The 25,222-nt window shown below is 59.7% G+C and carries 18 protein-coding genes, 2 tRNA genes and 1 pseudogene; 15 read left to right on the top strand and 6 right to left on the bottom strand.

Annotated elements, in window-relative coordinates; translation table 11 throughout:
- Positions 1-99 precede the first annotated feature (99 nt).
- The 6 genes from ASF61_RS05650 (at position 100) to ASF61_RS05630 (ending at position 4,649) form a co-directional block, all read left to right on the top strand.
- On the top strand, positions 100-1,842 hold the full coding sequence (locus ASF61_RS05650) for a methyl-accepting chemotaxis protein (RefSeq protein WP_056152288.1): 1,743 nt from the start codon (positions 100-102) through the stop codon (positions 1,840-1,842).
- Positions 1,843-1,955: 113 nt separating this feature from the next.
- On the top strand, positions 1,956-2,423 hold the full coding sequence (locus ASF61_RS05645; protein WP_056152285.1) for a YeeE/YedE family protein: 468 nt from the start codon (positions 1,956-1,958) through the stop codon (positions 2,421-2,423).
- 9 nt (positions 2,424-2,432) lie between these two features.
- The gene (locus ASF61_RS05640) at positions 2,433-2,852 is read left to right on the top strand and encodes a YeeE/YedE family protein (protein WP_056152282.1); all 420 of its coding nucleotides are present in this window, start codon (positions 2,433-2,435) and stop codon (positions 2,850-2,852) included.
- A gap of 25 nt (positions 2,853-2,877) precedes the next feature.
- Positions 2,878-3,105 (top strand): GNAT family N-acetyltransferase, encoded by a 228-nt coding sequence (locus tag ASF61_RS23575; protein ID WP_162241970.1) that lies wholly within the window; start codon positions 2,878-2,880, stop codon positions 3,103-3,105.
- A 14-nt stretch (positions 3,106-3,119) separates the two neighbouring features.
- A complete protein-coding gene (locus ASF61_RS24535; protein WP_373994533.1) occupies positions 3,120-3,323 on the top strand; it encodes a GNAT family N-acetyltransferase in 204 nt (67 codons plus the stop codon).
- A gap of 192 nt (positions 3,324-3,515) precedes the next feature.
- Positions 3,516-4,649 carry a PQQ-dependent sugar dehydrogenase gene (locus ASF61_RS05630; protein WP_082491235.1) on the top strand — a complete coding sequence of 378 codons (1,134 nt, stop codon included), beginning with the start codon at positions 3,516-3,518 and terminating at the stop codon, positions 4,647-4,649.
- Between the two features lies 1 nt (position 4,650).
- On the opposite strand, the gene ASF61_RS23700 is transcribed toward ASF61_RS05630, so the two are convergent.
- Both ASF61_RS23700 and ASF61_RS05625 read right to left on the bottom strand, forming a co-directional pair.
- Positions 4,651-4,824, bottom strand: coding sequence for a hypothetical protein (locus ASF61_RS23700; protein ID WP_200919807.1), 174 nt, complete (start codon positions 4,822-4,824; stop codon positions 4,651-4,653).
- A gap of 379 nt (positions 4,825-5,203) precedes the next feature.
- A tRNA-Ser gene (locus tag ASF61_RS05625) sits at positions 5,204-5,293 on the bottom strand.
- A 291-nt stretch (positions 5,294-5,584) separates the two neighbouring features.
- On the opposite strand from ASF61_RS05625, the gene ASF61_RS05620 reads away from it, so the two are divergent.
- The gene (locus tag ASF61_RS05620) at positions 5,585-7,651 is read left to right on the top strand and encodes a PAS domain-containing sensor histidine kinase (protein ID WP_056152280.1); all 2,067 of its coding nucleotides are present in this window, start codon (positions 5,585-5,587) and stop codon (positions 7,649-7,651) included.
- Positions 7,652-7,667: 16 nt separating this feature from the next.
- Here ASF61_RS05620 and acs read toward each other — a convergent pair whose 3' ends face one another.
- Positions 7,668-9,656, bottom strand: a complete 1,989-nt coding sequence (gene acs / locus ASF61_RS05615; RefSeq protein WP_056152277.1) for an acetate--CoA ligase — start codon at positions 9,654-9,656, stop codon at positions 7,668-7,670.
- Between the two features lie 195 nt (positions 9,657-9,851).
- Between acs and ASF61_RS05610 the strand changes: the two genes are divergently transcribed.
- The 7 genes from ASF61_RS05610 to ASF61_RS05585 all read left to right on the top strand — a co-directional run bounded on the left by ASF61_RS05610 (position 9,852) and on the right by ASF61_RS05585 (position 19,652).
- Positions 9,852-10,448 (top strand): YqhA family protein, encoded by a 597-nt coding sequence (locus ASF61_RS05610; RefSeq protein ID WP_056152274.1) that lies wholly within the window; start codon positions 9,852-9,854, stop codon positions 10,446-10,448.
- A 34-nt stretch (positions 10,449-10,482) separates the two neighbouring features.
- Complete coding sequence (locus tag ASF61_RS05605) at positions 10,483-12,012, top strand: fumarate hydratase (protein ID WP_056152272.1); 1,530 nt, start codon at positions 10,483-10,485, stop codon at positions 12,010-12,012.
- Positions 12,012-12,851: a glutamate racemase gene (gene murI / locus ASF61_RS05600; RefSeq protein WP_056152269.1), complete on the top strand. Its 840-nt coding sequence runs from the start codon at positions 12,012-12,014 to the stop codon at positions 12,849-12,851. Before ASF61_RS05605 ends, murI begins: the two co-directional genes overlap by 1 nt.
- A 142-nt stretch (positions 12,852-12,993) precedes the next feature.
- Positions 12,994-13,069 (top strand) — tRNA-His (locus tag ASF61_RS05595).
- 499 nt (positions 13,070-13,568) lie between these two features.
- Entirely contained in the window at positions 13,569-15,119 is a 1,551-nt protein-coding gene (locus ASF61_RS05590) for a class I SAM-dependent DNA methyltransferase (protein WP_056152267.1), read from the top strand.
- Entirely contained in the window at positions 15,116-16,234 is a 1,119-nt protein-coding gene (locus ASF61_RS22595) for a restriction endonuclease subunit S (RefSeq protein ID WP_082491234.1), read from the top strand. The genes ASF61_RS05590 and ASF61_RS22595 overlap by 4 nt, the downstream gene beginning before the upstream one ends.
- A 1-nt stretch (position 16,235) precedes the next feature.
- Complete coding sequence (locus tag ASF61_RS05585; RefSeq protein WP_056152580.1) at positions 16,236-19,652, top strand: DEAD/DEAH box helicase family protein; 3,417 nt, start codon at positions 16,236-16,238, stop codon at positions 19,650-19,652.
- Between the two features lie 182 nt (positions 19,653-19,834).
- On the opposite strand, the gene ASF61_RS22590 is transcribed toward ASF61_RS05585, so the two are convergent.
- Positions 19,835-21,577, bottom strand: coding sequence for a retron Ec67 family RNA-directed DNA polymerase/endonuclease (locus ASF61_RS22590; protein ID WP_162241971.1), 1,743 nt, complete (start codon positions 21,575-21,577; stop codon positions 19,835-19,837).
- Positions 21,578-22,787: 1,210 nt separating this feature from the next.
- Between ASF61_RS22590 and ASF61_RS05575 the strand changes: the two genes are divergently transcribed.
- Entirely contained in the window at positions 22,788-23,186 is a 399-nt protein-coding gene (locus ASF61_RS05575; protein ID WP_156369469.1) for a hypothetical protein, read from the top strand.
- 393 nt (positions 23,187-23,579) lie between these two features.
- On the opposite strand, the pseudogene ASF61_RS23920 reads toward ASF61_RS05575, so the two are convergent.
- Positions 23,580-23,784 (bottom strand): annotated as a pseudogene (locus ASF61_RS23920) (transposase domain-containing protein); the annotation flags it as partial.
- A gap of 1 nt (position 23,785) precedes the next feature.
- The coding region (locus ASF61_RS05570; protein WP_229205731.1) for an IS66 family transposase at positions 23,786-25,220 on the bottom strand (1,435 nt) is incomplete at its 3' end.
- Between the last annotated feature and the right edge of the window lie 2 nt (positions 25,221-25,222).

Raw genomic sequence — 25,222 nt, 5'->3', positions numbered from 1 at the left:
CGTCCAGCCGCCCGCCACCTGCGCCTGGACCCACTACGACACAGCCATTCCCCTCGCCCCCGGGATCCAGCACTTTTCCTTACCCTACGGGGCAATCACATGAAAATCTCCAATCTCAACATCAGCACCCGGCTTGCCGCCGGTTTCGGCATCGTGCTGCTCCTGCTGGTGCTGGTGGGCGCGATGGCCATCACCCGCATCCAGAAAATCAACAGCGCCACCGACACCATCCTGGAAGACCGCTACGTCAAGGTCAACCTGATCAGGAATGTACAGGACGAGGTCAATGTCCAGGCCCGGTACATCCGCAACGCCACGATCGGCGCCAGCGATCCGTCCGAGGTCAGCTCGTCACTGGCCAAGCTGGAAGACTCGATCCAGAAAAACACCAAAATGCTCGAGCAGTTCAAGGGCATGATCAACAGCGACGCCGGCAGGCGCCAGTTCGACGCGCTGATCGAGTCGCGCGCCGGTTACGGCCGGGCGCGCGACACGGCCGCCAAGCTGCTACGCGAAGGCAAGGCCGAGGAAGCGGGCAAGTATGTGCTGAAAGACCTGCGTCCGCCACAGAACAAGTTCTTCGACGAACTCAAAGCCATGGTAGCGCTGCAGGAAAAGATGATGCAGGAAGCGGCCGACGAGGCGCGTGATCACGGCCATGCCGCCATCGTCTTCACGCTGGTGCTGTCCGGCATTGCAGCAATCGCCGCCCTCATCATCGGCTGGCTGATCACGCGCTCGATCACGGTGCCGGTGAACCGCGCGGTGGACCTGGCGCGCACCGTGGCAGCCGGCGACCTGACCAGCCGCATCACGGTCGATAGCAAGGACGAGATCGGCAAACTGCTGGCCTCGCTGTCCGAGATGAACGACAGCCTGAAGAGCATCGTCACCGAAGTTCGCTACGGCACCGAGGAAATCGCCACTGCCACCACCGAAGTGGCGAACGGCAATATGGACCTGTCGTCGCGCACCGAGGAACAAGCCAGTGCGCTGGAGGAAACCGCCTCGTCGATGGAAGAACTCACTTCCACCGTCAAGCAGAACAGCGACAATGCCCGCCAGGCCAACCAGCTGGCCCGGTCTGCCGCCGAAGTGGCGGTCAGGGGCGGCGACGTGGTATCGCAAGTGGTGCAGACCATGGAGTCGATCAACACGTCGGCCAGCAAGATCGTCGACATCATCTCGGTGATCGACGGCATTGCCTTCCAGACCAATATCCTGGCGCTGAACGCGGCCGTGGAAGCGGCCCGCGCCGGCGAACAGGGACGCGGCTTCGCAGTAGTGGCGTCGGAAGTGCGCAACCTGGCGCAACGCTCGGCCAGCGCCGCCAAGGAAATCAAGGTGCTGATCGGCGACTCGGTGGAAAAAGTGGAAGCGGGCAACAAGCTGGTGAGCAGCGCCGGCGTGACCATGGACGAAGTGGTCGCCAGCGTGCAGAAGCTCACTGGCGTGGTCGGCGAGATCACTGCCGCCAGCCACGAGCAGGAAGTGGGCATCGAGCAGATCAACGAAGCGATCACGGCCATGGATACCGTGACCCAGCAAAACGCCGCACTGGTGGAAGAAGCGGCTGCCGCCACGTCCGCCCTGCAGGAACAGGCCGGCAAGCTGGCGCAGGTGGTCAGCGTGTTCAAGCTCGATGGCATGGCAGCGCCATCGCCGACGGCCGCATCCGCCGCAAGGCAGACGCCGGCGCCACAGCTGGCGCGCCCGGCGCCCGCGCTCAAGCCATCCGTCAAGCCGTCCATCAAGCCCGTGCTCGACGCCGCACCGCGCCGGCCGGCCGCAGCTGCAACAAGCGCCAGCAAGGTAGCGGAAGGCGAGTGGGAAGAATTCTGAGCCAGCGCTGTCTGCGCTGAGCCATGCCGCACGGCCCCTGCCGCTGCGGCATTTTTTTTGCCCGCTGCCACCGGTCCGATGCCGCTACAAGCTGACTTCTTGGAGAGGATGTCATGACGATAGACTGGATCAACTTCGCCCCGTGGCCGGCGCTGGCCGGCGGCCTGCTGATCGGCGCCGCCTGTGCCGCGCTGATTTTATTCAATGGCAAAATCGCGGGCATCAGCGGCGTGCTCGGCGGCTTGCTTGGTGGGTTGATGGATCGCTTGTCGAGCCATCGTGTAACCGCCAAAGGCGCAGACCTGGGCTGGCGCGCCGCCTTCATCGGCGGCCTGCTGCTCGCACCGGTGGTGTACGGGCTGGCAGCGCCCCTGCCCGCCTCCACGATCGATACAGACACCGTCGTGCTGATCAGCGCCGGACTGCTGGTGGGGGCCGGCACGCGCTACGGCGCCGGCTGCACCAGCGGCCACGGCGTGTGCGGCCTGTCGCGCCGTTCGCCCCGCTCGATGGCAGCCACGGCCACCTTCATGCTGGCCGGCTTCGTCACCGTGTACGTGGTGCGCCACGTGCTGACCTAGGAGCGGACCATGCCATTGTTGATTTCCCTGCTGGCGGGCCTGGTGTTCGGGCTGGGCCTGATTATTTCCGGCATGACCGACCCGGCGCGGGTGCTGGGCTTTCTCGACCTGGCCGGCCGCTGGAACCCGTCGCTGGCGTTCGTGATGGGCGGCGCCATCGCGGTGGCGCTGCCCGCATTCGCGATCGCCGCCAGGCGCCAGCGCACGCTGTCCGGCGCCCCGCTGCAACTGCCCACCGCCACCCGCATCGACCGCCGCCTGGTGTCAGGCGCACTGGCCTTCGGCGCCGGCTGGGGACTGGCCGGCCTGTGCCCGGGTCCGGCGCTGGCGCTGCTGGTTACCGGCAACGCCAAGGTGCTGCTGTTTGTGGCGGCGATGCTGGTGGGGATGGGGTGTTTCGAGGTGGTCGAGCGCTGGCGGCCTAGCTGAAACGGCCAAGCAGCGAATGAATGGCATGCCGGCCCTGCCCTCCTCTCTGCCTGTGCTGCACACCGCGCGCCTGGTCCTGCGCGCGGTCACCATGGATGATATCGATGATTTAAGGGCCGTGTATGGCGATCCCGACGTTATGCGCTACGGCTCGGATCCGGCTTTTTCACAGGATGCAGATGACCTGCAGACGGTGCCAGTATCAAGCGTAAGCTGGTGGAAAGAATCGCCATCGAATGGGGTTTGGTGCTAAAGTCGAGCGGCACGATGATAGGCGTGATGGGACTTCATCATTTCGAGGGAAGCCAGGCGGAGGTTGGATGTCTGTTGGCCAGACGGTATTGGGGACAGAGATTGATGACAGAGGCTTTGTCGGCATTACTGGGTTTCGCGCACGACATTGGTCTGGTGCGGCTGGAAGCCGAGATCGATGTAGGGAACGCACGGTCGGAACGGTTGTTTTCGGGTTGAGGGTTTGTCCGGATTGAGGCAGCCGATACCTCGGCAGTTTGGTCGAGGGTGTTGTAGCGTGCTGCGTGAACGTCCGTCTTTTCACGCCAAAGCTGGGATCAGGTGCTGGCACGATATAGAGCGCAATCTTGGCAGGCATACTTTTCGCCACAACAACCTGCCATCAATTCTGCAAAGGGAGATCTGAAAAACATGAACGTGAACATGCCCGGCCTTGCCACCACCTTCTCGCTCACCCTGCTCGCGGTTGCCGCCCCGGTGGCCGCCAACGCGCAGGCCGGTGCGTCAGCGACCGGCGGCCTGCCGTTCGAGGTCAAGCCGCTTGCGACGTTCAACAGCCCATGGGCGATGGCGTTCCTGCCCAACGGCAACCTGCTGGTGTCGCAAAAGGAAGGATCGATGATCCTGTTCGATCCCGCCAGCGGCAGCAGGCGCACGGTTGCCGGTACACCGGCCGTCAGCAGCAAGGGCCAGGGTGCCCTCATGGATATCGTGCCCGCCCCGGATTTCGCCACCAGCAAGCGGCTCTACTTCAGTTATTCGGAAGCGGGTTCCGGTGACAGCAGCCGCGTCGCGCTTGCCACTGCCGTACTGGATCAGGCAGGCGGCACGCTCAGGGAGACCAAGACGATTTTCCGCGGCCAGGATGCGTCGACCGGCGGGCACTATTCAGGCCGTATCGGCTTTTCGCCGGATGGCAGGTATCTGTTCTTCACCAGTGGCGACCGCCAGCTGTTCGATCCGGCGCAGGATCCAAAATCGACGCTCGGCAAGGTGCTGCGCCTGAACCTCGACGGCACGCCGGCCGCCGGCAACCCGCTCGCGGCCAAGGGCTTCGATCCGGCCGTCTGGTCATACGGCCACCGCAACCTGCTGGGCATCGCCTTCGACAAGCAGGGACGCCTGTGGGAAATGGAGATGGGCCCGCGCCACGGCGACGAGATCAACCTGATCAAGCCAGGCCTCAACTATGGCTGGCCCAAGGCATCGAACGGCAGCCACTACGATGGCCGCGACATCCCCGACCATGCGCCGGGCGACGGCTTCGAAGCCCCGAAAGTATCGTGGAACCCGGCCATTTCGCCGGGCGGCCTTGCCTATTACGATGCCGACCTGTTCCCGAAGTGGAAGAATTCCCTGTTCATCACCGGTCTCTCCGGCAAGTCGCTGGACCGCATCGCCCTCGACGGCGAGAACGCGACCAAGAAAGACCATTGGGATATGGGCGAACGCATCCGCGCTGTGCGCACGGGGCCGGATGGCGCGCTGTGGCTGCTGGAAGACGGCCCGCGCGGCCGGCTGCTGATGCTGACACCGAAGACATAGCTCAGCGCCTGGATTTCGACAGCAGGATACCGCCCGCGAAACCAATCGCGATGCCCGGACCGATACCAAGCGCAAGGTTGCCGATCGCGACACCGATGGCACATCCGATCGCTACACCAAGAGCAAGTCCGGCAGCGATGAATCGGCTTGTTTTCTGGTCGCGTGCGTCGTTCATGGTATCCCTTGGTGTGGCGTCGAAAGGCTTCTGGCCGGAGGCCGAAGTTCATCCGCTGTAGTGTATCCCAGAACAGGCGTCAAACATCATGCAATCATGCGCGATGGTCGCGGTATTTCCAAGTGGGATATCGATGACGCAGCGCGTCTCGCTGCAGCGCTGCGGCAGGCGCGATGCGGCAGTCTTGCAAGCGCTTCGCGCGGCGCCTGCGGCGCGCCACCGCTTTGCGGTGGCAGATCGACGATTCGAAGCGGGATGGCCCTGCAGGGCCATGCCTTTCGAATCCCCCGCGCAAGGCCCGCAGGGGCCTTGCTTCTCTCCGCCACGAAAGAAATAAAAAAAGGCTACCCGAGGGTAGCCTTTTTCACATTTCTATCCTTGGCGGAGAGAGGGGGATTCGAACCCCCGATAGGTTTGACCCTATACACGCTTTCCAGGCGTGCGACTTCAACCACTCATCCACCTCTCCTGCATCATTTCCCCTGTCGGAGAAGCCGCGAATTATAGCAAAGAATCCACACAGCACCAACTTTATTTGGCCACTCCTTCTGTGATAGTGATTTCATAAGTTACAATGACGCGGTCGCTGCCCGACGCCTTCCCGGCCCAAACTTCACGGCTACGACCCTACCTCTGCCAGGTCCCCGCTCCCGTCCTGGCTCCCCGCTACCGCCCCGATCAGCGTGCTGCATTCGCTACTCCGTATAACCTCACTGCGCTTACTGTCAGCGTGGGTCAACCCGGGTTCTGATGATCAGTTATGACGAGTTCGCTTTCTTTCCTGGATAACGGCGGCCACATGGGCGCCTTGATGCGGGCCCACGACTGGGACCGTACGCCGCTGGGAAATCCCCGCACCTGGCCGCAATCGTTGCGGTCTTCGCTGTCGGCCTGCCTCAATTCGCCCGTTCTAGGGGCGGTGCTGTGGGGTCCCGAGCTGTACATGTTCTACAACGATGCGTATGCCGAGTCGCTGGCCGATCGTCATCCCGCTGCGCTGGGCCAGCCGGTCGCCAGCGTGTGGGGCAGCGCGTGGCACCAGGTGGCGCCCGATTTTCACCGGGCCATGGCGACCGGCCTGGGGTTTTCCCATAACTATGTCGAACTGCTGATCGAACGGCATGGCCAGCGCGAACGCACCTTCTGGAATTTTTCCGGTACGCCCATCGTCGGCGAAGATGGCACGGTGGCCGGCTTGCTCAACCAGGGCCAGGAAATCACTGAGCAGGTGCGCAAGGAACGCGAGACGCACCACCTGCAGGCCAACCTGGTGCGCGCCGTGGACGAGCGCACGCGCGACCGCAACCGGCTGTGGGAACTGTCGGCGGACATCATGCTGCGCTGCGCCTTCAATGGCCTGATCAATACCGTCAACCCGGCCTGGCAGGACGTGCTGGGACTGGACGAGCGCGAACTGGTCGGCACCAATCTGATCGATCATATCCATCCCGACGATGTGGCCCGCACCGCCGATGCGGCGCGACTGCTGGCCCAGGGCGGCACGCTGCGGCGCTTCGACAACCGCTACCGCCACCGCAATGGCAGCTATCGCTGGATTTCGTGGTCGATCCGCCCGGATGCCGAGAGCATTTACGCGGTGGGCCGCGACGTCACGGCCGAGAAGGAACAGGCCGAGGCCTTGCGCGCGGCCGAGGATGCGCTGCGCCAGGCGCAAAAGATGGAAGCGGTAGGCCAGCTGACGGGCGGGCTGGCCCATGATTTCAACAACCTACTGGCCGGCATCCAGGGCAGTCTCGACCTGATCGCCCAGCGCGTGAGCCAGGGCCGCTATGGCGACATCCAGCGTTACGTGGAAGTCGGCAGCGGCGCCGCAAAGCGCGCGGCCGCCCTCACCCACCGTCTGCTGGCGTTCTCGCGCCAGCAGACGCTCGATCCCAAGCCCACCGATGTCAACCGGCTGGTGCGCGGCCTGGAAGAGCTGGTGCAGCGCACCGTGGGACCGGCAGTGCAGGTGGAGGCACATGGCGCCGACGATTTGTGGACCGCGCTGGTCGATCCGTCGCAGCTGGAAAATTCGCTGCTCAACCTGTGCATCAACGCGCGCGACGCCATGCCGGGCGGTGGCCGTATCCGCATTACCACGGCCAACCACTGGCTGACCGGCGAGGCTGCCGAGACCGACGATTTGCCGGCCGGCGCCTACCTGTCGCTCAGCGTGCAGGACACCGGCACCGGCATTGCACCGGAACTGATCGCACGCGTGTTCGAACCGTTCTTCACCACCAAGCCGGTCGGCGAAGGCACAGGCCTCGGTTTGTCGATGGTATACGGTTTCGCCAGGCAGTCGGGCGGCCACGTGCGCATCTACTCGGAAGCGGGCGCCGGCACCACCGTCTGCCTCTACCTGCCGCGCCACGAAGGTCCGGCCGAGGACGGCGACGCCGCCACCGGCCCGGCCGCCGTGACGCAGCCCATCCGCAATGCCACCGTGCTGGTGGTGGACGACGAACCGGGCGTGCGCCTGCTGATCGTTGATGTCCTGGCCGGCATGGGGTACACGGTACTGCAGGCGGCCGACAGCGCGGCCGGTCTGGCGGTGCTGGCGTCCGACGCCCAGGTGGATTTGCTGGTCAGCGATATCGGCCTGCCTGGCGGCATGAACGGGCGGCAGATGGCGGAGCTGGGCTTGCGCAGCAGGCCGCAGCTGCGCGTGCTGTTTCTGACCGGCTATGACGAAACGGCGGTGCTGGGCAACGGCAAGCTGGCCGACGGCATGGCCGTGATGACCAAGCCGTTCGATATCGATGCGCTGGCGGCGCGGGTGGCGGAACTGCTCGCTGCGGTGGGCACGCCACCGCAGCATTAGGCGCTAACGCTAGCGGCTACGACGCTTCCTTCAGCTGCTCGAGGATGGCCGGGTTTTCCAGCGTGGAGACGTCCTGCGTGATGGTCTCGCCCTTGGCCAGCACGCGCAGCAGGCGGCGCATGATCTTGCCCGAGCGGGTTTTCGGCAGGTTGTCGCCGAAGCGGATTTCCTTGGGCTTGGCGATCGGTCCGATTTCCTTGCCGACCCAGTTGCGCAGTTCGAGCGCCAGCTTTTTCGCCTCGTCGCCAGTCGGGCGCGCCTGCTTGAGCACCACGAAGGCGCAGATCGATTCGCCGGTGGTGTCGTCGGGACGGCCGACCACGGCTGCTTCGGCCACCAGCGGGTTGGCCACCAGCGCCGACTCGATTTCCATCGTGCCCATGCGGTGACCGGAAACGTTGAGCACGTCGTCGATGCGGCCGGTGATGGTGAAGTAGCCGGTGTCCTTGTTGCGGATGGCGCCGTCGCCGGCCAGGTACATCTTGCCGCCCAGTTCTTCGGGGAAGTAGCTGGTCTTGAAGCGGTCCGGGTTGTTCCAGATGGTGCGGATCATCGACGGCCACGGACGCTTGACGACCAGGATGCCGCCCTGCCCGTTCGGCACATCGGCGCCCGCCTCATCGACAATGGCGGCCATGATGCCCGGCAGCGGCAGCGTGCACGAACCGGGCACCATCGGCGTGGCGCCCGGCAGCGGCGTGATCATGTGGCCGCCGGTCTCGGTCTGCCAGAAGGTATCCACGATCGGGCAACGCTCGCCGCCCACCTGCGTGTAGTACCACATCCACGCTTCCGGGTTGATCGGCTCGCCCACCGTGCCCAGCAGGCGCAGCGACGACAGGTCGTAATTTTTCGGATGCACCTTGGGATCGACATCGGACGCCTTGATCAGCGAGCGGATCGCCGTGGGCGCCGTGTAGAAGATGCTGACCTTGTGCTTGGCCACGGTCTCCCAGAAGCGGCCGGCGTTCGGGTAGGTGGGCACGCCTTCGAAGATCACCTGGGTGGCGCCGACGGCGGTGGGGCCGTAGGCGATGTAGCTGTGGCCCGTGACCCAGCCGATGTCGGCAGTGCACCAGTAGACGTCGTCCGGCTTGATGTCGAACGACCACTTCATGGTCAGCGCGGCCCACAGCAGGTAGCCGCCGCTCGAATGCTGCACGCCTTTCGGGGTGCCGGTGGAGCCGGACGTGTACAGGATGAACAGCGGGTGCTCGGCATCGACCCATTCCGGCTCGCAGTCGGCCGACTGGTCGGCCACCAGCTCGTGCAGCCACAGGTCGCGCCCTTCGGTCAAAGCGATGTTGCCACCGGTACGCTGGTAGACGATGACGTCCTTGATGGTGTCGCAGCCGCCCAGCGCCAGCGCTTCGTCGACGATGGCCTTCAACGGCAGCTGCTTGCCGCCGCGCAGCTGCTCGTCGGCGGTGATCACGGCCACGGCGCCGGCGTCGATGATGCGCTCCTGCAGCGACTTGGCCGAGAAGCCGCCGAACACCACCGAGTGGGTGGCGCCGATGCGCGCGCACGCCTGCATGGCGGCCACGCCTTCGACCGACATCGACATGTAGATGATGACGCGGTCGCCCTTCTTGATGCCGCGCGACTTCAGGCCGTTGGCAAACTTGCACACCTTTTCGTGCAGCTCCTTGTAGCTGACATGGACCGACTTGCCGTCGTCGGCCTCGAAGATGATGGCGGTCTTGTCGGCATTGCCGTTGCTGAGGTTGCGGTCGAGGCAGTTGTACGAAACGTTGAGCTTGCCGCCTTCGAACCATTTGTAGAACGGCGCGTCGTCTTCGTTCAGGGTGCGGGTGAACGGGGTCTGCCAGGTCAGGTGTTCGTTGGCAAGGCGCGCCCAGAAGCCTTCGTAGTCGGCTTCGGCTTGCGCGCACAGCGCGTTGTAGCCGTCCATGCCGGACACGGCGGCCTGCGCCACGAAGGCGGCTGGCGGCGCGAAGACGCGGGTTTCCTGTGGGCCTTGCTGGGTGGTCGTGCTGCTCATACTAGTCTCCGTTGTTGGAATCGTTTGCCACAAACATAAACTTGATCGCTTACTGCGCCCTTACATGCCGCTGGCAGATGATTCTATCAATATTTCCGCCATGGCATGGCGACCGACGCCGCGGTGCCACAGCCGGGCTGCGCGTGTAAAATGTCGCCATCTCATAGTCTGCACCATTTTCCGGAGTCCCGCCGTATGTCCGAGCACAAGCCCAAGCTGCGTCCCCTTCCCCACTTCATTTTCATGACGCGCTGGCTGCAGCTGCCGCTGTACGTGGGCCTGATCCTGGCCCAGTGCGTGTACGTGTTCCACTTCTGGGTGGAACTGAAAGACCTGATCGGCGCAGCCATGGGCAACGAGGAAGCGCTGCAGCACATCATCCAGGCCGTGGCCGTGCCGGGCACGGTGGCCCCCACCCGCCTCAACGAAACCACCATCATGCTGGTGGTGCTGGGCCTGATCGACGTGGTGATGATTTCCAACCTGCTGGTAATGGTCATCATCGGCGGCTACGAAACGTTTGTCTCGCGCATGAACCTCGACGGCCACCCGGACCAGCCGGAATGGCTGTCGCACGTGAATGCGTCGGTGCTGAAAACCAAGCTGGCGATGGCCATCATCGGCATCTCGTCGATCCACCTGCTCAAGACCTTCATCAACGCCAGCGCTTACGACGCCAAGGTGCTGATCGCCCAGACCGGGATCCACATCGCCTTCCTGCTGTCGGCCATGGCGATCGCCTACACCGACCGCCTGACCACGCTGACGCACCACGACAGCAAGTCGCACTGATACCGAACCATCCCATCCACCACGCGAGAACATCATGACCATCATAAAGCAAGAAGACCTGATCGAATCGGTTGCCGCCGCCCTCCAGTACATCAGCTATTACCATCCGGCCGATTACATCGAGCACCTGGCGCGCGCGTATGCATCCGAACAGAGTCCGGCCGCCAAGGACGCCATCGCGCAGATCCTGACCAACTCGCGCATGTGCGCGGAAGGCAAGCGCCCGATCTGCCAGGACACCGGCATCGTCAACGTCTTCCTGAAGATCGGCATGGGTGTGCGCTTCGAAGGCTTTAGCGGCACCGTCACCGACGCCGTCAACGAAGGCGTGCGCCGCGCCTACAACTACGACGACAACAAGCTGCGCGCCTCAATCGTGGCCGACCCGCACTTCGACCGCAAGAACACCAAGGACAACACGCCTGCCGTGGTGCACATGGAGCTGGTCGAAGGCAATACCGTGGACGTCAAGGTCGCTGCCAAGGGTGGCGGCTCGGAAAACAAGTCGAAGATGATCATGATGAACCCGTCCGACTCGCTGGTGGACTGGGTGCTGAAAACCGTGCCGACCATGGGCGCCGGCTGGTGCCCGCCCGGCATGCTGGGCATCGGCATCGGCGGCACGGCCGAGAAAGCCATGCTGATGGCCAAGGAAGTGCTGATGGAAGACATCGACATGTTCGAGCTGAAACAGCGCGGCCCGCAGAGCAAGCTCGAAGAACTGCGCATCGAGCTGTGCGACAAGATCAATGCGCTCGGCATCGGCGCGCAAGGCCTGGGCGGCCTGACCACGGTGCTGGACGTGAAAATCATGATGCACCCGACCCACGCGGCATCGAAACCGGTGGCCATGATCCCGAACTGCGCCGCCACCCGCCACGGCCACTTCGTGCTCGACGGCTCCGGCCCTGCGTACATGACGCCGCCGCCGCTGTCCACCTGGCCCGACGTCTCGTGGGCGCCGGACACGGAGAAATCGAAGCGCGTCGATCTGAACACGCTGACGAAGGAAGAAGTCGCCTCGTGGAAGCCGGGCCAGACGCTGCTGCTGAACGGCAAAATGCTGACCGGCCGCGACGCCGCCCACAAGCGCATCCAGGACATGCTGGCCCGCGGCGAAGAACTGCCGGTCGATTTCAGGAACCGCGTGATCTACTACGTCGGCCCGGTCGATCCGGTGCGCGAGGAAGTGGTGGGCCCGGCCGGCCCGACCACCGCCACCCGCATGGACAAGTTCACCGACATGATGCTCGAGAAAACCGGCCTGATCGCGATGATCGGCAAGGCCGAGCGCGGCCCGGTCGCAATCGAATCGATCAAGAAGCACCAGTCGGCCTACCTGATGGCGGTCGGCGGTTCGGCCTACCTGGTCTCGAAAGCGATCAAGGGCGCCAAGGTGCTCGGCTTTGCCGACATGGGCATGGAAGCGATCTACGAGTTCGACGTCGAAGACATGCCGGTCACCGTGGCGGTCGATGCAGCCGGCACCTCGGTCCACACCACCGGACCTGCCGAGTGGAAGGCCAGGATCGAGCAGCTGAACGTGCCCATCGTCACGGCCTGATGAACGTCCCCCGCCCCCACCCCGCCGACAGCCCGATCGGCGTGTTCGACTCGGGTGTGGGCGGGCTGTCCGTGCTGCGCCATATCCGCGCGCAGCTGCCCGCTGAACACCTGCTGTACTTTGCCGACACCGGCCACGCGCCGTACGGCGACAAGACCGAGGCGTTCGTGGTCGCGCGCGCGCTGGCCGTCACGGCCTTTCTGCTGGACCTGGGCGCCAAGGCGCTGGTGGTGGCCTGCAACACGGCCACCGTGGCCGCCATCAAGGCCGTGCGTGCGCGCTATCCACAGTTGCCGGTGGTGGGCGTGGAGCCGGGCCTGAAACCGGCTGCGGCGGCCAGCCGCAACGGCAAGGTCGGCGTGCTGGCCACGGCGCGCACGCTCAAGGGCGACAAATTCCTGCAACTGCGCGAACAGGTCACGGCCAGCACCGGCGCCACCTTCCTGCTGCAGCCGGCCGTGGGGCTGGTGGACCAGATCGAACTGGGCGACCTGCAGGCGCCGGCCATCGCTGCCCTGCTCGAACAATACGTGGCGCCGCTGCTGGACCAGGGCGCCGATACCCTGGTGCTCGGTTGCACCCACTACCCGTTCGTGCGCAGCGGCATCGAACAGGTGCTGGCAGCGCATGGCCGCACCGACGTGGCGCTGATCGACACCGGCGACGCCGTGGCGCGCCAGCTGGTGCGCCTGCTCGACACCGCCGCGCTGCTGCGCCCGGCCTCACCGGACAGCGCTGCCACGCTGCACGGTTACACGACCGCCAGGCCGGCCGCCCTGTCGGCAGCATTCCGCGCCCTGCTCGATCTCGACCCGCCGGTCGCCGAGGCCGATGTTTAGAAAAAACGGCCGGCGCGAAAAAAACCTCGCATTTAGATTTGCAGGTTTCCAAACTGGCTTGTATAATGCGGCACCTGCCCAGCAAAGCGCGAAGCAGACAAGGTAGTAAAACGGTGTAGTAAAGAAGTGTCGTAAGTCAGTGGTGGCTGTAGCTCAGTTGGTAGAGTCCAGGATTGTGATTCCTGTTGTCGTGGGTTCGAGCCCCATCAGCCACCCCAAAGAATACGCAAAAAATCAAAGACTTACACGCCTCGGCTTGTGAGTCTTTTTTGTTTTCAGCGTCGCATGTCCTTCCATGTAACCGCTGTGTAACCCGATTCAATAAATACTCCTGCCTAGTTGTGCAGTCGTCTGGGACATGACAGTGGCAACCTGCCTTCGGTTCACTGCCCCACCGGCGCTTTCAGCGGATGCGGAATTTCGCAGCCTCGCAGTCGAACCGCGCAACTTGCGCACCTGTTTGTCGCGCGCTACTTCTGGCGCCCTATTCACCGACAAGAACTGGCAAGGTGCGGGGAACTTTGTTGACACGCATTAACTGTCGCCCCATTATGCTCACTTACTCACTGTATCGTTTTTCGTCGATGGCCAGTGCATGAATTCGGTGATACGCGAAGCAGCCTATTCTCGCCAACAACTAGGGGCGAACCCATTTGGCGCGGCGTTGCCTGTCTGATGACGCAGGAACGAGCAGGCCCATACCAAGGAATACATTACATGCTTACTGGCGAATTACGCAGCCAAATCGACGCCATCTGGAACGCATTCTGGACCGGCGGCATCTCCAACCCTTTGGAGGTAATGGAGCAACTCACTTATCTCCTCTTCCTGCGCCGCCTCGACGACCTGCATACACTAGAAGAGAACAAGTCGCTGCGTCTGGGAAAGCCCATCGAGCGCCGCACCTTCCCTGAGGGCGTAGACGACAAGGGACGCGACTACAACGACCTGCGATGGTCGCGTTTCAAGAACTTTGCTGCAGCCGAGATGTACGCAGTGGTGGGCGAACGTGTGTTCCCATTCCTGCGTGAAATGGGAGGCGACGGCTCCACTTACTCGCAACACATGAAGGATGCACGCTTCACCATTCCTACGCCTGCCTTGCTCTCCAAAGTGGTCGACATGCTGGACCATGTGCCAATGGAGGACCGCGACACCAAGGGTGACTTATACGAGTACATGCTCGGAAAGATTGCCAGCGCAGGACAGAATGGCCAATTCCGTACGCCGCGTCACCTCATCCAGCTAATGGTGGAGTTGACAGCACCCACCCCCAAGGACGTGATTTGTGACCCGGCAAGTGGGACCTGCGGCTTCCTCGTTGCTGCTGGTGAGTACCTGCGCGTGAACCACCCGGAAATGTTGCGCGATGCGAAAGCACGCGAGCACTTTCACCATGGAATGTTTCATGGTTACGACTTCGACAACACCATGCTTCGCATCGGTAGCATGAATATGGCGCTGCATGGCGTCGATAATCCGAATATCCGCTATCAGGACTCGTTAGCGCAGGACCATGCAGGGGACGAAGAAAAGTACTCCTTGATTTTGGCAAATCCTCCCTTTGCCGGCTCGCTCGACTATGAGGGAACGGCGAAGGACTTGCTGGACATCGTCAAGACCAAGAAGACCGAGCTGCTGTTCTTAGCGCTCTTCCTCCGCCTGCTTAAACCTGGTGGCAGGGCCGCAGTCATCGTGCCCGATGGCGTGTTATTTGGTTCTTCCAAGGCCCACAAAGAACTTCGCCGCTTGATTGTGGAGGACCAGAAACTCGACGCCGTCATCTCGCTGCCATCAGGCGTGTTCAAGCCATATGCAGGCGTGTCCACGGCAATACTGCTATTCACCAAGACAAACTCGGGTGGGACGGAAAACGTCTGGTTCTACGATATGAAGGCCGATGGATGGGGCTTGGACGACAAACGCCAACCGTTGTTGTCTGAAGCTAAATTGGGCTTACAGTCACTGTTAGCGGGGCATACTCGATTATCAGATGCCGACCATGCCCGAAACAATTTGCCCGATTTACTGACTCGCTGGAGACAACGGGGTGACTCCGAACTAGCACGCGGCCGCACCGACCAGAGCTTCTGCGTACCCAAATGCGACATTGTCGGTAACGACTACGACTTGTCGATTAATCGCTACAAGGAAGTCGTGCACTCGGTCAGTGAGCACCTTCCGCCGAAAGAAATTTTGGCGAAACTGGCAGTTCTGGAAGCTGAAATTCAGGCAGGAACGAAAGAGCTTGAAGGTATGCTCGGATGATGCATTGGCAAGAAACGACGCTTGGCGATGTCTGCGAGCTTTACCAACCAAAGACCATTTCATCAGCCGACTTGGTGGATGGCGGCGAGTACGCCGTTTATGGCGCAAATGGAGTGATTGGGCGGTTTAATAAATTTAACCATGCGGAGCCTCAGCTTCTCGTTACCTGTCGGGGAGCAACGTGCGGCTCGGTAAATATTTCCCAGCCGAACTCTTGGATTAACGGAAACGCAATGGTCGTCAAACCAAGGGGGCCGTCGGTAGAACTTGACTATCTTAAACACCTATTTAAAGGCGGTTTGAACCTGACCGCTGTGATAACTGGCGCGGCACAGCCCCAAATTACACGTCAGTCTTTAGCTCCATTGAAGATTCGTTTCCCCTCGCCCGAAGAACAACGACGCATCTCAGCCATCTTGGACAAAGCCGATGCGCTACGAGGCAAACGCAGGGAAGCCTTGGCGCAACTGGACAGTTTGTCGCAGTCGATTTTCCTGGAGATGTTTGGCGACCCAGTTACCAATCCAAAAGGATGGCCAGTGGTGTCTTTGACCGACATTTGTCATTGCTACAGTGGTGGTACGCCGTCCAAGGCGCTCACTGAGTTGTGGCTGGGTAAGTTGCCGTGGTTCAGTGCGAAAGACTTGAAAAAAAACGACCTATTTGATTCACAGGACCACATTGCAGAGTCCGTTCCAGAAACTACGAGCTTGAAATTACTCCCAGCAAACACAGTCACAATTTGTGTTCGGGGAATGATTTTGGCTCATACATTTCCTGTCTCGGTGTTAAGAATCCCGGCAACGATTAATCAGGACTTGAAAGCACTCTTGCCTAAGAAGCCGCTAGACGCACAGTACTTAGCGGCTTGCCTCCGCGCCCAATCAGAGTTTGTACTGAAGCAAGTTTCGGAAGCTGGACATGGTACTAAACGGCTGGACGCTGCGGGCTTGAGGGAAATCCGCGTGCTGCAACCTCCCGAGAACCTTCAAAAGGCGTTCACATCATTAGTTCATTCGATAGAAATACTAAGAACACAGCATCGCGCCGCCCAAACTGAATTGGATGCCCTTTTCAGTGCCCTCCAATATCGCGCTTTCCGAGGTGAATTATAAAATGAGTAATTTCGTCTTCCTTCAGTCTGAGTGGTCTTCCCTATACGGTTCGGCCACCAAGGCCGAGGAAATGGCGAACACGGACGCACGCACGTCCTGCTTCTATGCCAGGCGTACGCTCGAACTTGCGGTGGACTGGCTCTATAAACATGACAAGTCCTTGCGACTGCCATACCAGGACCATCTAAGCGCGCTGATTCACGAACCCAGCTTTAAGACTGCTGTGGGCGACGCCATTTTCACCAAGGCAAAGCTGGTTAAAGACGTGGGTAACCAGGCGGTGCACAGCACGCGGCTTATCTCGCGCAACGACTCCCTAGTTACGACACGCGAACTTTTCCATATTTGCTACTGGCTGGCGCGCACCTATGGGCAGCGCAACCGTCCCGACCCTTGTCTGCGCTTCGACCCTTCCTTAATGCCGCAGGCCCCGCAGTCACCGGCGAAATCGGTCGCTCCCGCGCAGTCGATTGAGCAACTCCAGAAACTTGAAATTCAGTTGCGGGAGCGCGACGAGAAACTGTCTCTGCTGCTTTCGGATAAGGCGGCGCTGGACGATGAGCTGAAGGCGTTACGCGAGGAGGTCGCCGCTGCCAAAAAGGTCAACGCGGCCCAGCCTGACACGCATGATTATTCGGAAGCCGAAACACGGGACTACTTCATCGACCTGCTTCTGAAGGAGGCAGGTTGGCAAGTCGATGCCAAGAATTTCGAGATAGAAGTCACCGGCATGCCCAACAATCAGGGCATCGGTTTCGTGGACTATGTACTGTGGGGTGACGACGGAAAACCGCTGGCGCTGGTGGAAGCCAAGCGAACCCGCAAGGATGCCATGGTGGGCCAACAACAGGCCAAGCTTTATGCCGATTGCTTGCAAGCGCAATACGGCCAACGTCCCATCATCTTCTATTCCAACGGCTATGAGCACTGGATGTGGGACGATGCCAGTTACCCGCCGCGCCCGGTGCAAGGCTTTTTCAAGAAGCCCGAACTGGAACTATTGATTCAGCGGCGCACCAGTCGCAAGAAGCTGGCCGAAGGCGTCATCAATGACGGCATTATCGAGCGCTACTACCAACATCGTGCGGTACGCCGGATAGGGGAAACGTTCGAGGTAGAAAACCAGCGCAAGGCCTTGTTGGTCATGGCGACCGGCAGCGGCAAGACACGCACAGTTATCGCGCTGGCTGACTTGCTGATGCGGTGTAACTGGGCGAAGCGCATCCTGTTCCTGGCCGACCGTGTGGCGCTTGTCAAACAGGCGGTGGGGGAATTCAAGAAACACTTGCCTGATTCTGCACCCGTGAATCTGGTGTCCGAGAAAAATACCGAAGGCCGGGTGTACGTCTCCACCTACCCAACCATGATGGGGCTGATTGATGATGCTGCCGATGGCCAGCGTCGCTTCGGCGTGGGCCATTTCGACCTTATCATCATCGACGAAGCCCATAGGTCTGTTTACCAGAAATATCGCGCGATTTTTGGCTATTTCGATGCAATGCTGGTTGGATTAACGGCTACGCCAAAAGACGAAATTGACCACAATACCTACGGGCTGTTCGACCTGGAGAGTGGTGTTCCGACCGATGTGTATGGCCTGGACGAGGCGGTCTCGGAAGGCTATCTGGTTCCGCCCAGGGGCGTTTCCGTACCGCTCAAATTCCAGCGGGAAGGCATCAAGTACATTGAATTGTCGGATGAAGAAAAAGAGCAGTGGGACGCGCTGGAGTGGGACGAGGATGGCAATGTGCCTGACGCGGTCGACTCAGCAGCGCTGAACAAGTGGCTTTTCAATATCGACACCGTGGACAAGGTGCTCGAACACCTGATGACCAACGGCGAGAAGGTGGCCGGGGGCGACCGCTTGGGCAAGACCATCATTTTCGCCAAGAGCAATGCTCACGCCGACTTTATTGCGGCGCGCTTCAATATCAATTACCCGCACTACAAGGGGCAATTTGCCCGGGTTGTAACCTACAAGACCGAGTACGCCCAGAGCCTGATTGACGAATTCTCGCGGAAGGAGGACGCGCCCCATATCGCCATCTCGGTGGACATGCTCGACACCGGCATCGACGTGCCCGAAGTGGTCAATCTGGTGTTTTTCAAAATCATCCGGTCTAAGACCAAGTTCTGGCAAATGATAGGACGGGGAACGCGCCTGTGCCTCAATCTGTACGGGCCTGGAAAGCACAAGCAGTTTTTCAACGTCTTTGACTACTGCCAGAACCTGGAGTATTTCAGCCAAGAGTTGCCGCCCGATTCAGGCAAGGCTCCTGTGCCGCTGAGTACCTTGCTGTTCCGCGCTCGGCTCGAATTGATTTCCGAACTCGACAGCCGAAATGACGACGTGCCGAAGGTTGCGGAGACAGTTTCCACATACGGCAACCAGCTAACCGATGCGCAGTTGCGCGGCGAGTTGACCGGCTTGCTGAACCAGCAGGTCACTGCAATGAACGTGGACAACTTCGTGGTGCGACCTCAACGAAAATACGTCGAGAAATTCACCAAGATGGAAGCCTGGAACAAGCTCGACGGCGGCAGTTTAGAAGAACTAAACCAGCGGGTCGCTACCCTGCCGTCGAGCCTACTGGACAACGATGAAGAGGCCAAGCGTTTCGATTTGTTGGTATTGCGTACCCAACTGGCGATTTTGCAGGCTCGACTTGAATATCCGGTCTTGCGCGAGCGTATGCAGGCTATTGCCAGCGCACTCGAAGAGCAGGAGGCCATTCCTGCCATCCGGGAGCACATGGTGTTGATTCAGTCGATTGCTGGCGAGGACTGGTGGGTAGACGTGACCATCTCCATGCTTGAAAACGCCCGTAAGAAGTTGCGTGCTTTGGTCAAGCTGATTGAAAAAGGTAAGAAGAACATCGTCTACACTGACTTTCAGGACGAGTTTGGCGCGGAGACCACCATCACGCTGCCGGGTGTCAGTACAGGTATGAATCTCGTCAAATTCAAGGATAAGGCCCGGCAGTTTCTGCGAGCGCATGACAGTCACCTGTCTTTGCAGCGGCTGCGCCGCAACCAACCATTGACGCCATCTGACCTCGAAGAGCTGGGGCGCATGCTGGAGGACGCTGGCGGTTCGTCCGAAGTTATTCAGCAGGCCACAAAAGAAAGCCATGGTCTGGGAATCTTCATCCGCTCGCTAGTGGGCTTGGACCGGGAGACAGCCAAGCAGGCGTTCAGCCAATTTGTGGTTGGTACCAACGTCACCGCCAGTCAATTGGAGTTCATTGACCTCATAGTGCAATATCTGACGGAGAACGGCGTTATGGATGCTGCACGGCTGTATGAATCTCCGTTTACCGATATCAGTCAGCACGGGCCGGAGGCGTTATTCTTGCCTCTTCGCGTAACCGAGATGGTTCGGGTGCTAGAGGAAATCCGTCAGCATGCCGTCGGATAACACAGCATCGCCAGAATTCGAAGCGCGTGGTGGCGGGAACGAGTGACTTGTGTTGTTGCGGCTAAGAAATGCCCTGACATCTTTGACGAGCGACGGTAACAAAGACCAGCATCTGCTTGCGACTCAGGGTTCCGCTTTCTCCTACCGGAACACCTTAAGCTACTTAGGCCCGCCAGACGCAGTTACGTCATTGTCTTTCGTCGGACCGCATAGTCATCAAGTACCTTTTCAATTCTATCTAGAATAACCTTGAAATTGCCGAAATCGATAGTACTAGCGCCCTTGGCAACTACATCGCGAGCAAACGCCGCTTTGCTGTAAAAATCTTCCGAGTCTTCTTTCTTATTTTTCCGATTAAATTTCTTTGAGTTTAGCTCGGTAGCCAACGTCTTGGCGTCAAAAAAATCCTCTATTGCTGTGAAGGATTTACCAGGTCCAAAAGGCGTTGGCACAATGTAGACATTCCCCGTTACGTAAATGAAATCTGCGACGCCTTGAGGCTTTTTCTTTTTGGTAATACCCGCAACTGCTTCGTAAATGCTATGCGCCCCGCTATCATTATCAATCAGCACGATAACCGGAAATTTGGAAATTGGCGCTTTGAAATAGAACTTCAAATCTTCATGGTAGCTTTTGAGCAGATTGCAGATACCTCCGACGCCGCCGGTCAGGTCCATAACCCGGCCAGTCCTAGATTCTGTGTACTTAAAAAAACGAACAAGCAGCTTTTCGCCGCCGATTAACCGAGGGTATGCGGCAGCCAAACTCTTAATCGCGCAACGCATATAAACGTTATCTGTTTTTCCCTCGCAGACAATAGTAGGACGTTGCGCAGAAAAAAATGTATCGAAGTAGAGAAAACGGCGGAAAAGTGCAGTTCTTCCAACCACTGGCTGTGGCTCTCGGTCATTGTCCTTGCAAAGTTTTTCGTTGAATAAATCAACTTGGTCAATGTATGAAAGCATTCCCAGCAGCTGCGGCATTGTGCCTGGCTCCCGATTCTCGCTTGTCACCTTTCCGTCATCGCCCCTTTTTCGGTAAATAAACTCAAATGAACCCGTTTTGAAGAGGGTATTTACCATCGCCCTGACCGTATAACGATATGTCGCAGGGACATTGACTTTACGATTCACCGTGAGTCCAGTCACCTCTTGTCGCGAATCGCGATATTGCAGGCGAGTTTTGGAAGGGTTAAAACTAAACCCACTTTCTGTTACGACGCATTCCAGTTCCGGCCCGGGAATCCATCCATGGGAGTCAATAGGCGAGGCAATCTCGACCGGAAAAGCAGGTTTATTTGTGCTAAATGTTAGGTCATCAGCATACCGAGTATAAGTGACGCCGTGTTTCGCCGCGAGGCGGACGAGACGGATATCGAGCGGGTGGGCCAAGAAATTAGAAATTATCGGCGAACACGGACTGCCTTGAGGCAACTTATTTTCAAAGCACGCTATCTGGGCAATCGTTGTTGCGACCTCCGGCTGAAGGGAAAAATTCTTATCCTTTAAAAAGAATCCTCTAACGCGACCAAAATTTATGGTTCCAAAGAAATCATGTAAGTCCGCGTTAAAAACGAACCGCCGCGTAATATGAGCGCGCCCATTCGTCATAATCGTGTGGTTGCGCTTAAAACCGTGTGCAATTCCGAATCGTACCCTGTCCTCTTTGTGACCTCTTGCAACATTGATTTCATCGAGGCAATCTTGAAGCAAAGTAGAAAGTCGACGCTGAATCAACTTAAGGTCGTTATTTGGAGCGCATATTTCACGGTCGCCGCCATGTTTTTTGGGTATAGTTGAACGAGTATATCTGTCGGCTTCTGGTGTGATGTAAATTGCATAGGTAAGCATACCTGGTTTTACACCGAGCAAATCAGCCAAGTCTCGACGTGCGGACGCTGCTTTAAGGGCTTGGAGAGAAGACATTATTATAAGGAAGATGCTTGCGGATACTCTTACGCAACCTCGCGCTACTATCGGATGACGATACAGAGGGATACCGAGGGGCATATCCCGGGAACATTTATTTCACATGCCATGAAACAATGGCAAAAAATCTATCCGCAAGCAAGTGCAATATACTATGGGAAAAGACTCTTTGCAACAGGAAAAGCCACGCGCGTTGGCCCAACCGTTTTCCCCTACGGCAGATTAAAGCTAGCAATTTTCCGTTCGCGCGCGTACGCGCACGCACGCGCATGTGGGTAAGAAAATTCCCGAAAGTTTCGCCCCGTAACATCGTTGGCCGCCGCAGAGCAGCGTTACCAATAACGGCAGCAAGTGGGTGCAGACGCTTCCCGTTTCCCGCACGCTCTAGTTTGAGGATTTTGTGGGAGGTGTCATTTTCCGTTTTCCCCACACACCCTATATAGGGTGGGAAATAGCGAGAACATGAGCGGGAGATTCAGTATGTTGCATCTTCGTAGGTTCTAATGGAGCGGGCGGCGATTAGGCACGCCACAGCCATTCCCCGTTCAATCTGAAGACCTCCGTTGCCACCTGTACGGTCAGCGATTGTTGAGCACGTTCTGTGCGGCGTTTAGTCTCGCACGTCGAGCGCGCGGCAATGAAGCTCGTAGCATCATCCGTTTGGACGCATGGTGTCCATTTGGTGCCCCGTCTTTGTTGAACACCTCAGATTTTGACAACGATTTGGGCCAACGTTTTCAATGCAATCTTTTGTTTTCCGCCGCTCGGCGGCTTTGCCCGCTAAACCGCATCAATAGCCATATCAGGCGCGGCTACACATGAGGTAATGGCCTCGCCATCAACCTCGGGCCTACCGGACCACGTCGGGTTTGAAGGCGTGTACGGACCGGCATCTTGTTGACAAGCTTCGCGCCTTATCTCGCTCGCCCATCCAGCCTCGCCTTCCAGTGCGCAGTAGGTAACTGCGCATTACATTATGCTGCCACCAAATCGAGCATTGGCAGCCAGCACCGATTGGATGTAGCATTGAGTCAGCTCAACTGCTACCCGTCGCATTTACCTATTTCAAGGGCTACCTATCCCTGAATTCCATCGCTGGGTTGGGTTCGAGCTGATTCGATTCGACACGCTGGAACCGGCCGAGATGTATGGCTTTTGCCAGTCCAAGAACGTTGGTATTTACATCGCCCCAACATTGGATGATTTGATGAGTGAACTAGAAGAACGAGACCACAGCGCAGTGCAGTCTTCCGAAGATGGTGTATGGGACAGCGAGCTAGTGTTCAATTTGTTTATTGAAGGCGAGCCACCGGAAAGCATCGCCGAGGAAAAAAAACACAAGCCAGAAGTGCAGGTAGCGCCCGTAAGCACCGAGACCGAAAATGCGCAAGAATCCGATGATTCGGTCAATGGCGATTTTCTCTCGCTGGCAGCGAAAGGCGACGTGAATTTCTACGACAAGGCAGTAACCGACCGACTTGCTGCGCTGGCAAAGGAGTACACCGACCCAGAATGTCCTTACTACCCCCTCATAATGCAGGCCAAAACCGCTGCAAAGGACTGGTTTACTGCCGAATTTGCGAAAAAGGTGGGTCGATACAGTTGAGCCAAAGACAGACTGAATGCGTTGCCGTGTTAGCTCATCGTTGCACAGTTTCACGACGTTCGCTTCAGTCATCACTGCATTCCGTTGCTGACGCCGGCTGGCTCGTTTGGAAATGTAAAAGGTGGCACGAATTTGTCGAACCCTACACAGGATAGGGTTTGCTCATTTTCGAAGGCTGCGGGGGCATCAAACCCTATAGGCTTCGATTTTCTGTAAGCGCCCGCTCAGCGCCGTATTGAGCGCAGGGGCGTTTTGATCGATGATGGCGTCACACCGCTGGGAAGCGGCGTAATCTCAGAGGGCTGCTGGCAGTAAGCGCCCGCTCAGCGCCGTATTGAGCGCAGGGGCGTTTTGATCGATGATGGCGTCACACCGCTGGGAAGCGGCGTAATCTCAGAGGGCTGCTGGCAGGTTGCAGTTCCAAGGCAAGAAATCATCAACCCGGTTCACGGGATGATCGGCGATATGCGTTAGCACGTGACGCAGCCAGGCTTCGGCGGCGACACCGTTCAGCCTAGCCGTGCCGATCAGCGAGTAGATCGCAGCGGCGCGTTCGCCGCCGCTGTCGGCGCCGGCGAACAGGTAGTTGCGGCGGCCGNCGACACCGTTCAGCCTAGCCGTGCCGATCAGCGAGTAGATCGCAGCGGCGCGTTCGCCGCCGCTGTCGGCGCCGGCGAACAGGTAGTTGCGGCGGCCGATGGCGACACCACGCAAGGCGCGTTCTGCCGCCGAGTTATCAATCTCGATTGCGCCGTCGTCGCGGTAGCGCAGCAGTGCCGGCCACAGCTTGAGCGCGTACAGGATCGCAGCCGCCGTGTCGGATTTGCGCGATAAAGTATCGAGCGTGGCGCGCAGCCAGCGCTCCATATCGTYGAGCAGCGGGCGCGAGCGGACTTGTCGAACTTGTTTTCGTTCGTCGGGCGGCTTGCCCCGGATCTCTGCCTCGATCACATAGAGCTCGGCGATCCGGCGCAGCGCCTCGGTGGTCAGCGGCGTCGCGCGGGCGGCGTGCAGATCGTGGAATTTGCGCCGCGCGTGCGCCCAACATGCCGCTTCGCGGATCGTGCCGTCCTCGAACAAGGCGTTGAAGCCGGCGTAGGCGTCCGCTTGCAGCACGCCTTCAAACTTGGCCAGGTGGGTCTGCGGATGGATGCCCCTTCGGTCGGGCGTGTAGGCAAACCAGACCGCTGGGGGCGTGGTGTCGCCGGAAGACCTGTCATCGCGCACATAAGTCCACAGGCGCGCCGTCTTGGTTTTGCCGTTGCCCGGTGCCAGCACCGGGATCGGCGTATCGTCGGCATGCAACTTCGATGCCGCCAGTACGTGGCGGCGAATGGCGTCGACCAACGGGCGCAGCAACGCGCTGGCTGCGCCGACCCAGCTCGCCAGCAGCGCACGATCCAAGTCGACGCCCTCGCGCGCGTAAATCACGGACTGGCGATACAGCGGCAGATGATCGGCGAACTTGGCCACCAGGATGTGCGCCAGCAAACCTGGGCCGGCGATGCCGCGCTCGATTGGCCGGCTCGGTGCCGGGGCCTGGACGATGGCGTCGCAGCAGGCGCATGCCAGCTTGGGGCGCACATGACGAATCACGCGGAAGCTGGCCGGCACGAATTCCAGTTGCTCGGCCACGTCCTCGCCCAGCGGCCGCAGGCCGCCCCCGCAGGCCGGGCAGGCATCGGTCGTCGGTGCATAGACCTTCTCGTCTCGCGGCAAATGATCGGGCAACGGTCGGCGCACCGATTTCTTGCGCGGTGCCTGGTCGACCGCCGGCATCTCGCGCGCCGCCTCGGCCTCGTCGGCCTGCAAGTCTTCCAGCTGCAACTCCAGCTGCTCGATCTGGTGGTCGAGCTTTTCCGACTTGCGGCCGAACTGCATGCGCCGCAATTTGGCGATCTGCAGCTTGAGATGCTCGATCTCGACGGCGCGCGTGTTCAGTTGTTCACGCAGCCCTTCCACCACAACGTCTTGGGCGAGCAGCAGCGCCTTCAAGGCGGCGATGTCGTTGGGCAGGTCGGCTGGGCTGAGCATGC

It is taken from the genome of Duganella sp. Leaf126, assembly GCF_001423125.1.
Lineage (GTDB): Bacteria > Pseudomonadota > Gammaproteobacteria > Burkholderiales > Burkholderiaceae_D > Rugamonas.
This window is presented reverse-complemented; position numbering and strand designations above follow the sequence as displayed.

Bases quoted from the DNA above. Each gene is read 5' to 3' on its own strand.
- ASF61_RS05650 (WP_056152288.1), top strand. From the start codon at position 100: ATGAAAATCTCCAATCTCAACATCAGCACCCGGCTTGCCGCCGGTTTC.
- ASF61_RS05645 (WP_056152285.1), top strand. From the start codon at position 1,956: ATGACGATAGACTGGATCAACTTCGCCCCGTGGCCGGCGCTGGCCGGC.
- ASF61_RS05640 (WP_056152282.1), top strand. From the start codon at position 2,433: ATGCCATTGTTGATTTCCCTGCTGGCGGGCCTGGTGTTCGGGCTGGGC.
- ASF61_RS23575 (WP_162241970.1), top strand. From the start codon at position 2,878: ATGCCGGCCCTGCCCTCCTCTCTGCCTGTGCTGCACACCGCGCGCCTG.
- ASF61_RS24535 (WP_373994533.1), top strand. From the start codon at position 3,120: ATGATAGGCGTGATGGGACTTCATCATTTCGAGGGAAGCCAGGCGGAG.
- ASF61_RS05630 (WP_082491235.1), top strand. From the start codon at position 3,516: ATGAACGTGAACATGCCCGGCCTTGCCACCACCTTCTCGCTCACCCTG.
- ASF61_RS23700 (WP_200919807.1), bottom strand. From the start codon at position 4,824: ATGAACGACGCACGCGACCAGAAAACAAGCCGATTCATCGCTGCCGGA.
- ASF61_RS05620 (WP_056152280.1), top strand. From the start codon at position 5,585: ATGACGAGTTCGCTTTCTTTCCTGGATAACGGCGGCCACATGGGCGCC.
- acs (WP_056152277.1), bottom strand. From the start codon at position 9,656: ATGAGCAGCACGACCACCCAGCAAGGCCCACAGGAAACCCGCGTCTTC.
- ASF61_RS05610 (WP_056152274.1), top strand. From the start codon at position 9,852: ATGTCCGAGCACAAGCCCAAGCTGCGTCCCCTTCCCCACTTCATTTTC.
- ASF61_RS05605 (WP_056152272.1), top strand. From the start codon at position 10,483: ATGACCATCATAAAGCAAGAAGACCTGATCGAATCGGTTGCCGCCGCC.
- murI (WP_056152269.1), top strand. From the start codon at position 12,012: ATGAACGTCCCCCGCCCCCACCCCGCCGACAGCCCGATCGGCGTGTTC.
- ASF61_RS05590 (WP_056152267.1), top strand. From the start codon at position 13,569: ATGCTTACTGGCGAATTACGCAGCCAAATCGACGCCATCTGGAACGCA.
- ASF61_RS22595 (WP_082491234.1), top strand. From the start codon at position 15,116: ATGATGCATTGGCAAGAAACGACGCTTGGCGATGTCTGCGAGCTTTAC.
- ASF61_RS05585 (WP_056152580.1), top strand. From the start codon at position 16,236: ATGAGTAATTTCGTCTTCCTTCAGTCTGAGTGGTCTTCCCTATACGGT.
- ASF61_RS22590 (WP_162241971.1), bottom strand. From the start codon at position 21,577: ATGTCTTCTCTCCAAGCCCTTAAAGCAGCGTCCGCACGTCGAGACTTG.
- ASF61_RS05575 (WP_156369469.1), top strand. From the start codon at position 22,788: ATGAGTGAACTAGAAGAACGAGACCACAGCGCAGTGCAGTCTTCCGAA.